This is a genomic window from Acidimicrobiia bacterium, from assembly GCA_016650365.1.
Lineage (GTDB): Bacteria > Actinomycetota > Acidimicrobiia > Spongiisociales > JAENVV01 > JAENVV01.
Window position 1 is genome coordinate 38462 of record JAENVV010000188.1, and the last position, 15247, is coordinate 53708.

Annotated in this window: 1 protein-coding gene; it reads right to left on the reverse strand. The window is 61.3% G+C overall.

Annotation, left to right across the window (positions count from 1 at the left end; translation table 11 throughout):
• Positions 1 to 21 precede the first annotated feature (21 nt).
• Positions 22 to 15234: a DUF11 domain-containing protein gene (locus JJE47_11510; protein ID MBK5268048.1), complete on the reverse strand. Its 15213-nt coding sequence runs from the start codon at positions 15232 to 15234 to the stop codon at positions 22 to 24.
• Positions 15235 to 15247: the final 13 nt, after the last annotated feature.

Genomic DNA, 15247 nt, shown 5'->3' on the forward strand with positions numbered 1-15247 from the left:
CCACCCTGCCCGGTTGAAGCGCTACAGCAGGTCTTCGTCGGGTTCGCGTCCAACCGCCAGACTCCGTGGAACGGGCCGGTCTTTCGACATTCCCACAAGTACCAGCCCGCCGAGGATGAGCAGAAGTGCCAGCACCAGCTGGGCCATCGAGTTGTAGCCGGTGTACGGAATACCCGGTTCCCCGCCTGACCCGCTCGGCCCCGGTGGAAGAAGCACCACTACGGAAACGGTGACCACCGTACAGGCCCCATCTGTATCGCAGACTCTGACCACAAATGTGTAGGTTCCGGCGCCCTTGGTCGTTCCGGTGAACGTTCCGTCAGGGTTCATGGTCACGCCTGGCGGTAAGGCCCCTCCGATGAGAGTAAATCGGACTTCGGAACCTTCCGGGTCGGTGAAGGTGAGAGACGGGACGGTCTGACCAACGGTAACCGTGATGATGGTTTCACCTTCATTGACGGGTGGGTCGTTGACGTCGGTGACGGTGACCGTGACCACGGCGGTAGCGCACTCACCGGTCGGGGCGATCCCGGTGGTCGGTATGGACGTGTCTTCGCAGATCGTATAGGTGAACGAATCCACCCCGGCAAAGTCGGGATCGGGTACGTAGGTGATGGTGCCGTCCGAGTTTATCGTGACGGACCCGTTGGGAGGTTGGGTCACGGTCGTCACAATCAGCGTGTGACCTTCCGGGTCACCGTCATTGTTGAGCACGACGATGGTTACCGGCTGATCTTCGAGCGTCACGGCGCTGTCGTCGGTGGCGATGGGCGGTAGGTTCCCTCCCAGTCCGAAGTCTGCGTCGAGATAGATTTGACCTGCGGAGAGACTCACTGAAACGGGGAATGCTCCGCCCAGACCAGGCGGGAGGGTCGTCGGGTCAAGCGCCACCACATACGATCCGGCGACAAGTCCAGATACGAGGTAGTGGCCGGCAGCATTGGTTACCTGAACGTAATCCACATCGTCAGTCGTACCTGCAAGGCCGTCCGGGCCTGCCCACGTCACAATCACCCCGACACCCGGTATACCTGGCTCCCCGGCGCCCTGGATACCATCGCCATCAAGATCGCTGAACACGGTGTCCCCGAGGGCTCCGGTGCCGGTGTAGCCGAAGGGCCCAACTATCACCGCTTGATTCGGACTCACGGTCACTGCCGTCGCCCCATCCACGATGGCGTCCGGGTCGTCGGTTTGGATCACTCCCGGAGGCAACGTACCGGCGTCAATCGCGATCGTGTATGCGCCTGGCATCAAATAGGGAACCGTAAGATTACCGGCCGCATCGGTGGATACGAGGTAGGTGACATCGTCGGCGTTACCTGGAACACCATCCGGCCCTGCCCAGACCACTGTTACGTCCACGCCTCCGATACCCGGGTCACCGGCATCGGCGGCTCCATCGGCATCGATATCAAAGTACACCCGATTGGTGAGGGACCCTTGGCCGGCGACTCCGAAGTCCTCCCCAACCACAGCCTGTCCAGGCAGCAAGGTGACCAGGTCGATACCGTCGGGAGTGAGGTCCGGATCGAATGACCATGCGGCACCCGTCGGTAGAGACACGACGATCCGGTAGTCCCCGGACGGCACGTTCACGAACTGATAGAAACCGCCCGCGTCGGTGGCCGTCGGATAGGACACGTCGTCACCGTTCCCCACAATTGCGTCCGGACCGGCCCAGGTTGCTACGACAATGATCCCGGACAGCGGGGGCTCGGAGCCACCGTCGGCGCCATCACCGTTGACGTCGAGCATGACTCGGCCCGCAATGGAACCGACGGCGTAGATGCCGAAGTCGACCATATCGACGGCGTCTCCACTCATCAATGCGAGGCTGGTTGGATTATTGGCGGTCGTGACCGATGTCCCAACCGGCTCGACCACGGCGACGTCATAGTTGCCCGGCGGGAGACTGAACGAGTAGCCGCCTGCGGGGTCGCTGGTTGTGGTGAAGACGGCGCCACTCGACGTATTCGTTGCAGTAACGACGACGCCACTGAAACCAGGTTCGCCTACGTCGCGTACGCCATCCCCGTTGAGATCGATATACACGAGGTCGCCGACTGAGGCAGGAACGTAAACACCTACGTCGATATCAACCTTGGATCCGGGCAACACTGACACCGGACCGCTCAAACCGGTCACGGGATCGAGGTCGGAATCAATCGAATCGTCGCCGCCGACGTCCATTGGACTCACGTAGGAGGCGATCACTTCAACCGCGTAGACACCGTCCGCGATACCGATGAAGGAGTAATCACCGTTGCCGTCGGTAGTCGTCGAGGCGACGACCGTGTCGGGATTGCCATTGTTATCGGTGTCAAGCCACAGATTGACGACAACGCCAGGGCGACCCGACTCGCCCACATCCTGGAGCCCGTCGCCGTCGACATCATCCCAGACCATTCCCGCGATGTCGCCAGCCGGCGCGTACCCGATGTAAGACGCTGTGACCGGGACGGTATCGTCAACGTTGACCGTCTGGCCGTCCGTTCCGGTCGTTTCGTTGCCGTAGCCGACCGGGAAGTCGACATCTGTCTCGTCGACGTTGACCGAATAGTTGCCAACCGGAAGGGTGGCCGAATAGAGGCCCGAACTGTCGGTGACAACGGTGACCGGTGGTCCGCTTGAGCCTGTCAGAACAACGTCAACATTCGAGAGAGGGGCATCGCCGTCGGCCGGGTTGAACACGCCGTCGCCGTTTTCATCGGTGAAGACAAAGCCACTGAGGTCCCCGGTCCGGATGACGGTTACCGAAGCGCTGTCCGTGCCCGTCACTGCGCCGCCGATCGGATCGGTCGCTGAGGCGTTCACCGTGTTCGTGAAGTCGGCCGTGACCCCGAAGACATCGCAGGTGTACGACTGGACCTCTCCGATGGCCAACGTCGCGTACGTACCGCCGCAAGCCGGGTACGCCAGATCGGTGATGGTCACGGTGTCTAGTGCCGTCTCCCCCGTGTTGATGACGGTGATCGTGAAGGTGGCCGTTCCGGACTCGAGCACCGTCGGGGTATCGGCGGCCTTGAAGACGGAGAGTTCAGGAACCAGGACGTCCACCACTTCGCTGGCAGAGTCGACCACGTCGTTGCCGGCCTCATCTTGGGCTGTCACGCTGATGGTGTTGACAACCGGATCGCCGGTAGTCGCATCAACCCCGGCCAGCGCGCACGTATAGGTCTGGGTGGCGCCGACCGCCAGAGCGGCGAAGGCGTTGTCACAAGCCGGCAATGACGGATCCACTACCGAGACGTTGGCCAGATCAGCCGGACCGTTGTTTTGGACAGTGATCGTGTAGGTGATGTCTCCGCTGTCAATGACTGTGCTGAAGTCCGCAACCTTGCCGATGGTGATGGAGGCAGGCAGCACGGTGATCGACGCTGAGTCGGACGAGGTGGCCGGGTTGCCATTGCCATCGAGGGCTGACGCATCCACGGTGTTTGTGAAGCCGACCAGGACGTCGGCGACGGTGCACACATATGACGTGCTGGCGTTCGGCGCCAGTGGCCCGACGGTGTTGTCACAAGCCGGGTAGCCGGCATCAACCACATCGACCGTGGTGAGGGTGACGTCACCTGTGTTCGTGACCGTGATTGTGAACGTGGCGTCCTGACCGATGCCGATAGCTGTTTGGGAGGCGACCTTTTCCACCAGGACACCTGGCAACAGAACCGTGACGTCAGCCGAGTCGTTCCCACCGTCAACCGGATCGAGATTGGGGTCAAGACCCGACGCCACGATCGTGTTCGTGAAGTCGCCATTCACGGTTACGACGCAGTTGTAGCTGACCGATTCGCCGACGAGCAGCGAAGCAATCGTGGAGTCGCAGGAAGGCACGGAAGCGTCGACCAGGCTCACGTCGGTCAGATCTACGTCACCGGTGTTCGTGACCTCGATGACAAACGTGGCATCGTCGCCGAGCGGCACGGATTGCACATCTGGCGACTTTGTCACGGCAAGACCGGGAGCGATCGCATCGACGTCGGCGGTATCACTGTCGATCCACGGATTCCCGAGCGGGTCATTGGCGGTGACCGACGCCGTATTCGTGAAGTCGGCGCTGACCGTCGCGGTACACGAATACGAAGTCGTTGCGCCGATGGCAAGCGAACTGACGATCCGGCCACAGCTGGCCGCGAGCGGATCGGAGACGACGAGGTCAGCCAGGACGGTCGCACCGGTGTTGGTCAGAGTGATTGTGAAGGTCGCCGCCGAACCCACCGGCACCTGCTGGAAATCCGGTGTCTTCTGGATCTCAATTCCAGGAACCAGCACGACCACGTCGGCGCCATCCGCGTCGGTCACTGCGTTCCCGAGGGGATCGGTCGAAGTCACACTCGCGGTGGCGGTGACGTCGGCCGTCACGTTGTCCAGCGTGCACGTGTAGGTGACGGTCTCACCGACCGCCAGGGTTGCGATCGTGACTGCGCAGTTCGGAGCGTTCGGGTCGGTCACGATCACATTGACCAGATCGACGTCACCGTTGTTGGTCACTTCGATGGTGAAACTGGCGGTCGCATCATAAATAACGGTCTGGGCGTCCGGTGTATTCGAGATGGTGATCGACGGGTCGATCGCGTCGACCGAAGCATCATCGGAATCGCTCACGGGGTTGCCAAGCGCGTCGGTCCCGGACACCGAGGCAATGTTCGTGAAGTCTGCCGAGACTGTCGTTGAACAGGTATAGCTGGTGTTGTCTCCGACCACCAGATCGAACGGCCCTGAATCACAAGCCGGGGTGAGTGGGTCGTTGACCAGGAGGCCGGTCAGGTCCTGGTCACCGGTGTTGGTCACCAAAATGGTGAAGGTAGCCAAATCTCCGACGACCACGATCTGCTCTGGGTCAGGAGTCTTTTGGATCTCAACACCGGGGAACACGACATCGACATCCGCAGAGTCGCTGACACTGATGGTGCCTCCGAGCGGGTTGTCCGCAGTGGCGGCGGCGTTGTTGGTGAAATCGCCAGTGACGTTCAACAGCGTACAGGTATAGGTCACCGAGGACCCGGCTGTCAGGAGTCCAATGGGATTATCACAGTCGGGTGCCAGCGGGTCGGAAACGGCCACGTTGGGCAGGTCTATGTCGCCCGTATTGGTCACGGTGATATCGAAGGTGGCCGTCTCACCAGACAGTAACGTCTGCAGGTTCGGGGTCTTCAAGATCTCCAACCCTGGATCGACGAGATCTACGTCCGCAACGTCGCTGTCGGACCAGACTCCGCCGAGGGCATCGGTGCCGGTCACGTTGGCCGTGTTGGTGACATCAGCCGCCACCGGGTTCGAGCTACATGAGTAAGAGGTCGATTCGCCGATGAACAACGAGCCGACGGACGCATCGCACGCTGGAGTCAACGGGTCGGTGACCGCCACGTTGAACAAATCGGTCTGGCCCGTATTGGTAACCGTGATGGTGAAGTCGACGGTGCCACCCAGTCCGACGATCTGGTAGTCCGGGGATTTTTGGATCTCGACAGCCGGAACCAACACGGTCGTGTCCGCTGTGTCGGTGGCGGTGACGGTGCCTCCAGACGGTTCGTCGGCGACGACATTGACCGTGTTTGTGAAACTGGCGACAACGTTGGACAGCGTACAAGAGTACGAAACCGTTTCACCGATCAAGAGCGTGGCGATGGTTGAGTCACAGGCCGGCGCATTCGGGTCCGACACGACAATCGTGGTGAGGTCGGCGTCTCCGTCGTTGGTCACCTCTACGGTGAAGCTGGCCGTTCCGTTATAGGTGACGGTCTGGACGTCCGGTGTCTTGGAAATCGAGATGGCAGGCAGGATGACGTCTACCTCGGCCACATCGGAATCGGTAACGGGATTACCGACCGCGTCTTCAGCCGTGACCGCCGCCGTGTTCGTAAAGTCACCGGGAACCGCCGCCAGAACACATGCATAGGAAACGGATGAACCGGCTGTCAACGTTCCGATGGCGTTGTCGCAGGCCGGGGCAAGCGGATCCGACACGACAACATTGAACAGGTCAATGGTTCCACCATTGGTCACTGTGATCCCGAAGGTCGCCGGGTCGCCGGCGAGGATCGTCTGAAGGTTCGGGGTCTTCTGGATGTCGATTCTGCCGGATACCACGGTAACGGCAGCTGAATCCATTGACGTGACGGCCTGGCCAGAGAGATCATCGGCGGAAGCGCTGACCGTGTTGGTGAAGCCGGCAGTTACGGGCGACAGAACACACAAGTAGCTCTGCGTTTCACCAACCGCCAGCGTTGCGAACGTCGCATCACAAGCCGGGGCGAGAGGATCGGAGATGACGACGTTACTCAGGGCGCTGTCTCCAGTGTTCTCGATGGCGATAGTGAACGTAGCGTCACCGTTTACGATCGCTTCCTGGGAAGCCGGGCTCTTCGTTACGAGAATCCCCGGGGCAATGACATCGAGGTCTGCCGAGTCGCCGGCAGTCACCGTTCCACCGGAGGGTTCATCGGCCACGACTCCGATGACATTGGTGAAGTCTGCTGTGGCCGTCATGGTGCACGTATACATCTCGGTTACCCCCACCGCCAGGGAGGGGAAGGTGGCATCACAGGTTGCGGTCAGCGGGTCGTTCACCACGACATTCGTCAGACCTATGTCACCGGTGTTGGCGATGTCAATCGTGAATGTGATCGTGTCACCTGCCCTGGCGAAGGTCGGATCAGGACCCTTTTGAATGTCGATGGCAGGCTGGATCATGTCGACCGAAGCGGTATCAGTGTCGCTCACCGGGTTGCCTGCGGTGTCAGTCGCTTCGACGTTCGCCTGGTTGATGTAGTCGCCCGTGACCGGCGATTGAGCACAGGAGTACGTCTCGACTCCACCGACCGGAATAAGTGAGAAGAACGTATCGCAACCGGGGGCGAACAGATCCGTGACGCTGACGTTGGTCAGATCGAGAGCCCCCGTGTTCGTGACCGTGAAGTTGAAGGTTGCCGTGCCACCAAGTACTACGTATTGAACAGCGGGATCCTTGGTGATCGAGACACCCGGTACCAAAACTGTTACGTCGGCAGTGTCCGATCCGAAGAGCACGGTTCCGAGTGGGTCTTCGCCGGTGACGTCGACGGTGTTGGTGAGGTCGGCCGTCACGCCACTGGTCGTGCAGATGGCATCCTGGCTCGCACCTATTGCCAGGCTGGCGATCGACGTGAGGTCGCACACCGCCTGGCCGTCAGTGATCGTGATATTCGTGAGAGCCGTTTCACCGGTGTTCGTGATGGTTACGGTGAAGACGGCGTCACTGTTGAGAGCCACGTTTTGGGTCGCCGGATTCTTGACCACGGAGAACGCCGGCGTGAGGACCACCACGTCCGCCGTGTCGGTCGAGGTGACCTCGGTCAAGAGTGGATCGTCGGCGGTCACGGTGACCGAGTTCGTGAAGTTGGCCGTGACATTTCCCGTCGTACAGCTCACATCCACGGATTCACCGATAGCCAAGTTGGCGATCGCGGTGCTCGCACAACTCGCCAGTGGATCATCGATGACGACGTTCGTCAGATCGGTTGCGCCATCATTGGCAACTGAGATCGTGAAACTTGCCGTGCTACCCGACACGACCTCCTGGGTGGCCGGGCTCTTGGTCACCAGAATGCTGGGGTTCAGTACCACCACATCAGCACTATCCGATTCGTTCAGCGCGCCCGCAGGCGAATCGGCCGTGACGGTTACTGAGTTCGTGAAGTCCGCTGTCACGCCTGAAGTGGTGCAGTTGACAACCGACTGTGCCCCGGCCGCCAACGAGGTGACCGCGGTCGGCGTACACATTGCGAGCGGATCGTCGACCGCCAGGTTCGTCAGGGTCGTTCCGCCCGTGTTGGTGATAGTGATCGTAAACACCGCGTCACCGCCGGATACAACCGTTTGGGTGGCCGGATCTTTGACAACCGTCATCGCAGATGGGGGCACCCAACCAAAATCAGCCGCAGTGACCGAGTCACCGGACAATACGATCACCGCGAGCGGATCGGTGGTGGTCTCCATGTATCCAGCCGGGACGGTCGATCCGTCAACGGCCACCGTGTAGCTGCCTGGTGCCACGTTCGTGAACAGGTAATTGCCGCTGGCATCGGTCACCGCCGTGTCGGTCGTCGTGCCGACGCCGTCGATGAGGTTGACCGTAACCGTCGGCAGCCCCGGCTCACCTGGATCGAGGACGCCGTCCCCATCAAGGTCGGAGAACACCGTATCGCCGATGGTCGCCGGTACGACGAGTCCGGCATCAAGATCTTGTGTGCCGATTCCGTCGGTGATTCCGATGACGCCAGTTCGTCCGGTGATCTGGGCGGCGTCCGAATCGAGCGTGACGTCACCTCCCTGATTCGGAGCCGAGAACACCGATCCACCAGGTGCGACAAACTCGACGACGTAGGCGCCGGGAGCCACCGCAAACCCGTACAGGCCGCCGCCGGATGTGGCGGTGCTTGATATTGGGGTGATCAGGTCGGCGGCGTCATAGAGGTTCACGACGACACCGGCGACGCCCGGTTCTCCGACATCCTGGATGCCGTCCCCGTTGAGGTCGTTCCAGACGCGGTCACCCAGGCTCGCCGGCAGATACCCCGCATCGGGTCCATCGATGACGTCACCCGAGTTCACCGAGAAGATCGGTGATACACCCGTGGAAGCAACGTCGGAGTCAATCGAGTCGTCGGCGCCACTGTCCTGAGCTGTGAATGTGAACCCGACACCGTCGACGATGACCACATAGTCACCAGGAGCCACATTGGAGAAGGTGTAGGTGCCGGTCGCGTCCGTCGCCACCGTGGCAGTCTGCGTATCTGCGATCCCGTTCTCCGTGGTGTCGCTCCACAGCTCAACCGGGACTGCCGGCACGAATGGCTCGCCGTTTTGGATGCCGTTTGCATCGAGGTCGCTCCAGACCTGACCGGTCACGGTGGCGGGTTCGTAATATCCGAAGTCGGCTCCGCGGTACGCTTCGGCTGTCGCGAGACCGTAGGTCTGGGGATCGCCAGTCGTCGGCACCGGAGCCGTCAACCCGGTGGCTGTCGCGTCAGCATCGATGGTGTATTCACCGGCCGGCAACAGGGCAAGGTTGTACAAGCCCCCTCCGTTGGTGGTGGTCGTATAGACGACGTCGTCGCTGTTACCGGCGACTGCGTCAGGGCCAGCCCAGGTAGCGAAGACCGGTACGCCGTCAAGTGGTGTGTCGATCCCGGCGGAATAGACGCCGTCCCCGTCAACATCCTCGAAAACAAGATCTCCGATCGATCCTGAGCCGGTATACCCAAAGTCGGTCGTGGTGTTGACCTCGCCGGAGGTAACGGTGACGGTTGCCGTGTCATCGGCGTTGCCGTCAGGGTCCTGGGTTATGACCATCCCGGCGGGAACCGTGGCCGTGTCAACGGTGACGCCGTAGGTGCCGGGATCTACCGTGAAGGAGTAGGTACCGCTGGCATCGGTGACAGCCGTGATCGTCGAGGTGTCCGGTTTGGTAAGGGTCATCGTGACTCCGACCAGCGGAATGTCGGTTCCAGATGTATAGATCCCGTCCCCATCAACATCGTGGTAAACAAGATCCGATATGACAGTGGCTTCCACGAGACCGGCGTCGACCGTTGCGTCTGCCTGGCCGGAGGTGAGGACGATCGCCACCGTGCCGATCTGAATGTCGATGGCCGGCACAGGGTCGGAATCGACGGTGTCGTCTCCTCCGGCGTTGGCGGTCGTATACCGGAAGGCCGTCGCAGCGGTCGAGGTGTCGAACACGACCCTATATGACCCCGGCGCAGCAGATAGGACATATGCGCCATTCCCATCCGTCACCGTCGAGTCGACGATGACATCATCCAGCGTTCCGAACAGGCCGTCGAGACCGGCGCCAGAAACCAGCGTCACCGTCACTCCACCAACCCCGGCGGCGCCGTCATCTTGGTGGCCGTTTCCATTGATGTCCTCCCAGACGAAGTCCGAAACGCTTGCATTGGCGAAGAGTCCGGCGTCGACCGTGTCATCGACGAGTCCTGAGGTCAGCGTGGTCGGGGTGATGGCAATGCCGGGATCGGCCGTCACGACCGCGTCCGAATCGACCGTGTCGTCACCACCCTGATTGGTCGGTGAGAACGACGTCACCGCCGGCGCAAAGAACACGACGGTGTAGTCGCCCGGCAAGGCCGTCAACGAATAGGCACCGAGCGCATCGGTGGTGGTTGTATCCACGACGACGTCGTCTGCAGTTCCGAAGAGACTGTCCGTCCCTGGATCCGACACCAGGTTCACCGTGACTCCGTCAAGACCGGGTTCACCGACATCCTGGATTCCGTCGCCGTTGGTATCGGTCCAGACGAAATCGGAGACCGTAGCCAGAGCGGCATAGCCGAAATCGGCCGCGTTGAAGTCCTGGCCGGCAGCCAGATTCACCGTCAACGGATCGTTGACGGTAGTCAACGTGTAGCCGGCGGGTTCCGCAATGACATCGACCGAATACTGACCGGCGGGGAGTAACGTGAAGTCGTAGGCACCGATCGGGCCGGTGGTTTGGGTGGGATAGGTGACGTCGTCACCGGTGCCCGCGGCGCCGTCAGGTCCGACCCAGGTGAGTTCGACCGTCGCACCTGGCAGTCCGGTCGTTTCGGCCACTCCGAGCGTGCCGTCGCCGTTGGAATCTTCGAGAACCGCGTCGCCGATCGAACCGGTGCCGGTGTACCCGAAGTCAACGTCGGCGTTGTCGGTACCGGAGATTGCGGTAAGCGCCGTCGCGGAATCAAGGACCGCATCCAGGTCATAGGTAGCTGTCATTCCGGCCGGCAGCGTTCCAGTTGTAACGGCGACGACATAGTCACCGGGAACCACTGTGAACGAATACATGCCATTGACGTCCGTGATTGCGGTCTCAAGAACCGTCGTACCGTCACTTGCGAAGAGCGTCACGGTGATATTGGCGAGGCCCGGCTCGCCGGCGTCGAAGCCTCCATCGCCATCGATGTCATACCAGACAAGATCTGAAATGATGATGGGCGTAAACAGTCCGGCATCGAGGGTCGCATCGACCTCGCCAGAAGCAAGGGTGGTAGCCGCGATGGCCACCGTCGGATCGGCGGTTACGAGGGCGTCCGAGTCCAAGAGGTCGCTGCCCTGATCGGCGAGCGTGAAGACCATGCCGCCGGGCGCCAGAAACACGACCGTATAACTGCCGGGAGACGCACTGAGCGAATACGCCCCGTTCAGGTCGGTGGTGTCGGTAGTGACCACGACGTCATCGAGTGTGCCGAACAGACCGTCAACACCCGGTCCCGAAACCAGGTTGACGATCGCACCGGCCAGACCAGGCTCCCCGCCGTCCTGGACGCCGTTGCCGTTGAGGTCGTCCCAGACGAAGTCCGACACGGTGGCACCAAGATACGCGCCTGCGTCGAGCGTGTCGTCGGACGAACCGTCAAGCACCACGAAAATTGCCGTTTCTCCGGTGACCGGATCGGCATCGGAATCGACCGCGTCATCGGCTCCCTGATTGGCCGGTGAACTGACCCACGAACCAACGGCTGTCGAATAGTCGAACTCGATGAGGTAGGTACCGGGAGCGGCCGCCAGCTCGTAGATGCCATTTACATCTGTAAGATCGGTGGCAATGACCGTGTCTGGCGTCCCGTCGCCCGAGGTATCCGCCCAGAGGTTGACCGTAACGTTCTGAACACCAGCCTCGCCTCCGTCCTGGATCCCATCTGCATTGAGGTCATTCCAAACGAAGTCCGAAAGGAGTGCAGGTAGCACGCCCGCATCAACCGAGTCATCAACCTGACTTGACGCAACCGTGACGGTGCCGGTCGTGCCCGTTGCGTCCACATCCGAGTCAAGGGCGTCGTTCGCCCCGACATTGGCCGCGGTAAAGGTGAAGCCACTTCCGTCGACGACCAGAACATACCTGCCGGGGTCGGTCGTAAATCCGTAGAAACCATCGGCGTCGGTGATGGTTGAGTTCAGTGCAGGGCCGTCCGGATTCCCATCCTGATCAACGTCTGCGAACAGGCTCACGGTGATAACGGCGAGACCAGGCTCTGCGACATCGTGAATCCCATCGGCATCAAGGTCCACAAACACGAGATCCGAGATCGTGGCAAGGCGATACAGCAAGCCATCGAAATCGAAGGTGGCGCCCGAAGCCGCCGCGAAGATCGACGTCGCACCGGTCAAGTCGATGTCGGAATCAATGGTGTCGGCGGCGGCATCTTGGGGAGAAACGAGGTACCCGGTCGTGTCGATAACGACTTGATAGTCCCCAGGCGGAACCACAAATGTGTAGTCGCCATTGATGTCGGTGGTCGTGTTGGCAACTACGTTTCCTAGACCATCGAGCAACGTCACCCCGATCCCTTGCAGTGGCACATCGGCAACGTCCTGCGTTCCCTCGGCGAAGGCGTCTTCGAACACCGAACCCGCAATGGTCACGCCCTCATAAGCGCCCGCATCCACCGTCGCGTTGACTTCACCTGACGCAACGGTGATGGCCGGGGCGCTACCCGACGGATCGCCGGCAGATCCCGCATCTGAATCCAGAGTGTCGTCGCCGGCGTCGGGGGCGGTGAGAACGTACGAGCCGACAGCCGTCGACAGGTCGAAGGTGACGGTGTAGGTGCCGGGCGGAACGTCGAACCCGTACAGTCCACCACCGGCGGTCGTATCACTCACACTTACGACATTGCCGGCACCGTCGACTCCGTTGAGCGTCACCGCGACGCCATCCAGCCCGACCTCGGTGCCACCCTGGAGGCCATCGCCATCGGCATCGACCCAGACAAAGTCGGAAATGGTTGCAGGCTGATAGAAGCCGGCGTCAACAATGATGATTGGGTCGGAAGAATCGGTAACCGTAATCGTCCCGGTTCGGCCAGTGAGCTGGGATGCGTCCGAGTCAGTGCCGTCGTCGGCTCCGACGTTCGACTCGGTGTACTCGTAGCCGGCAGGTGCCACAAACTCGACGACGTAATTGCCTGGAGCAGCCGCCAACGAGTAGGACCCACCTGCGGCTGAGGTGGTGGTGGCTACGAGCGCGTCGGTGGCCGCGTCGCGAAGGTTGACCTCGACGCCCCCCAGTGGCAATTCGCCAGAGTCCTGCAAACCGTTGCCGTTACCGTCCTCCCAGACGTAGTCTCCGATCGTGATCGGCAAGACGCCCGCATCGACCGACAGGTCATCGGCTCCAGAGACGACTGTCACGGCGACGGTGCCGGTGGCACTCACATCGGAGTCGGTAGCGTCACCGCCGCTGTCCTGGAGCGTGAACGTCCATCCGGTTCCATCAACGCCAAGGGTGTAGGTGCCCGGTGCCAGGTTTGCGAATCCATAAGCGCCGCCGGCGTCCGTCACGTCTGACAAGCTGACGGCATTTCCGAGACCATCCGTGCCCACCAGTGTGACGGTTACACCGGCCAGTCCAGGTTCACCGCTGTCCTGGATGCCATCGCCGTCGAGATCGACCCAGACGAAATCCCCAAGGTCAGCCGGGTAGTAGTAGCCCGAATCAGCAGTGAGGTAATTGCTCCCCGACGTCACGAATATCGCGGTGAACGTGGTCGGCGTTGTGGCCGTTGATCCGACCGGATTGCTGACCACGACGTCATATAAACCCGGCGCAAGACTGTCGAAGAGATACAGCCCGTCGACATCCGTCGTGGTGACCAGGGTGGCGTCGTCGCCGGTGCCAACAACTCCGTCGGGTCCGTAGTAGGTGGCCGTCACGGTTACGCTGGCGATCCCGGAGGCCCCGTCGTCCTGGACGCCATTCCCGTTGAGGTCTTCCCAAACGAAATCGCCGATGGAGCCAGCCACATACATGCCGGCGTCAAGGTCTGTGATGGAATCGCCCGAAATGTACGTGACTATGCCGCCTTCCCCGGTCACTGGATCGGCGTCCGAGTCAAGTGCATCGTCGCCGCCGAGATTGGCTCCAGTGATCGTGTAGCCGGAAGGCGCCACGAAGCGAATCTCGTAGGCTCCAGGAATCAGATTACCGAACGAGTAGAAGCCCCCGCCCGATGTGGTGGTCGAAGCAACTACGCCGCCCGCGCCATCAAGAAGTTCTACAGCTACGCCATCAAGCCCCGGTTCGGTTCCATCCTGAATGCCATCACCGTCAGAATCGACCCATACTAAGTCGGATATCGTGATGGGCACGTAAGCCCCTGCGTCCACCGTGTCGCTGGCCGCCCCCGCCAATACGGTGATGGTGACCCGGCTGGTCGCCGGATCGACATCGGAGTCGACCGTGTCGTCCGACAGCTCGTCTTGGAGGGTGAAGACGAACGAGGAACCAGCCGTGTTGGTCGTCAGATCAAACTCAAGCACAAAGTTATTCGGCGACAGCCCCACGAACGAGTAGGCACCGGTGAGGTCGGTCGTGGTTGTCGCAACCAAGGACGTTCCGTCCGCGTCGTAGAGATAGACCGTGGCGCCCGCAATGCCCGGTTCGCCACCGTCTTGGATTCCGTCGCCGTTGAGGTCGTCCCACACAAAGTCGCCGACCGCGCCTGCAAACGCATAGCCAGTCGTATCGACGGTTTCGGTTCCGGCTGTGGCGGTCACCGTCGTGGGGTCGGTCCCTCCGACCAACGCACCTCCGGCCGGAAGGGTCGCGTCAACCACGTCAACCGTTGTCGATCCAACCTCAACCAGCAGGCTGGCCTCCCCGTTGGCATCCGTCGGAATCGTTTGGGATGCGCCGTTTACATCGGTGAACGTGACGTCAACCCCGACCAGGGGCGAGTCGACCCCGAATGTATAGAGGCCGTCCCCGTCGACATCCTCGTAGACGACCTCCGTGACCGTGCCAGACGGTATGACGGTTATCGAGTGGGAGTTGCTAACCGGGCCAACGTCGTCGTTGTCGAGATCAACCCCGTTGACTTCTGCTGTGTTCACCAGCGGATCCGGGTCCGTGGCCCCGATGGTGTACGGCATCGAGTACGTCCAGGTCTCACCCTGGTCGAGGAACCCGTCCGTGTTGGTGTCTCCGCCGACGTACACCGGCACCCCAAACGGGTCCGCCACGTCAACTGAACCGATCGGTGATCCGTCGCCGCCTGTGGTGTCGTTGGTGATGGTGAATGTGTAAGTGACCGTTTCGCCGACGAGTGCGGTGGCGGGTCCTGATTTGGCGATGGCTAGGCCCGGTGCGAAATCAATATCGAGACTGTGGGTGTCGGTGGCGGGGGTGGCGGGTTGACCGTCGGGGTCGGTGCCGGTGACGGTGACCGTATTGTTGAGCGGGTCAGGATCAGACACCAACACCGTATAA